Source organism: Microcoleus sp. D2_18a_B4 (assembly GCF_036702475.1).
Classification (GTDB): domain Bacteria; phylum Cyanobacteriota; class Cyanobacteriia; order Cyanobacteriales; family Microcoleaceae; genus Microcoleus.
The window spans coordinates 1-1334 of sequence record NZ_JAUBTL010000148.1 but is presented as its reverse complement, the minus strand read 5'-3'; the positions used below and the strand labels follow the sequence as shown (position 1 = coordinate 1334).

Annotated in this window: 1 protein-coding gene; it reads right to left on the bottom strand. The window is 44.6% G+C overall.

All coding sequences use genetic code 11. The features are described from left to right. A partial coding sequence (locus QUB04_RS32405; RefSeq protein WP_333290753.1) for a transposase occupies window positions 1-1211 on the bottom strand: 1211 nt, incomplete at its 3' end. Window positions 1212-1334: the final 123 nt, after the last annotated feature.

Sequence of the window (1334 nt, the reverse complement as noted above, 5' to 3'; positions counted from 1 at the left end):
AGGCTCGACTCTAGACCGATATTACTATCGATCGCCGATAGAACGCCTCCAGAAGCAGTTTTACTCACGAGCTGCCCGACCGCAAGGATACCTCTGTCTCTAATTACTTGTGCTGCTGCTGTATCGCGATCAGTGGTGTACCCGCACGACTGACAACTATGGATTCTGACATCCAAGGTTTTCTTACCAGTATGGGTTCCACATTGGGGGCAAATTTGACTCGTATAGTTTTTATCAACACGAGCAAAATACACCCCGCGCTTCCAACACACATGAGACAGAATCGAGAAGAATTGACCATAGGCTGCATCGAGAGTATGTTGACCGAACATCCCCTTTGCCCAAGCCTTAAAATTGATATCCTCAACGAATATCATTCCTGCTTGGTCACATAACCGATGAGCTAATTTATAGTGCCAATCCTTTCTGGTATCACTGATTTTTTGATGAATTCTAGCAATCTTTTTCTGGAGATCAAGCCAATTATTAGACCCTTTTCTTTGATGCTTTAATCTTCGCTGCAGTGATTTCAACTCGCGGTGAAGTGCCGGAAAAAATCTCGGTCTGTTGACTAATTCTCCATCTGAAGTTGCGAGGTATTTGTCAAGCCCAATATCTACCCCTAATGGATGTCCTGACGGTGGGCGAGCGGGCAGGTTGACTGCTAACTGGTAGGTCAGCATGACAAAATATCCTGATGCCCTTTTAACTACTCTAATTTGCTTGAGTATAAAACCCTCTGGTGTGGGTCTAGACATTTTCATCCTTACCCACCCAATCTTAGGCAGGTTAACCTTTCCATTCTCCACTGCTGCATCCTTTACAGCCGGGAAAACAAACGATCGCATCCGTTTTTTGAAGCGAGGAAACCCATGCCCTCTCTCCCACATTGCCACAAATGCCGACTCTAAAACCTTTAAAGTTTGCTGCAATACTTGCGAATGAGGGGTCTTTAATTCGGGACAATGCTTCTTAGCTTCTGCCAAACCTTTGCACTGACTAGCATAGGTTGGTCTCGGAGTATCCGGTGAGATAATATACTCACCAACTATCGAACAAGCATTAACAGAAGACTTACGAGAATTCACCCAATCTTTCCGTTCTCGCAAGGCATAGTTATAAACCTGACGACAAACAGACAACCAAATCTCAAATATTTGAACTTGAGATTTGGTTGGACGTAGTTTGTACTCGTGAGTTACTGTTAGCATGATATAATCATATCATGCTTTTAGAAATCAACCAGGATTTTTCTAAGACTGTAGGCGGCCGCATCCGCTGCCGAGTTCATCCCCACGCCTGAAGTCGGGGGCTTTCCTCTCGTTTTCCGGTAA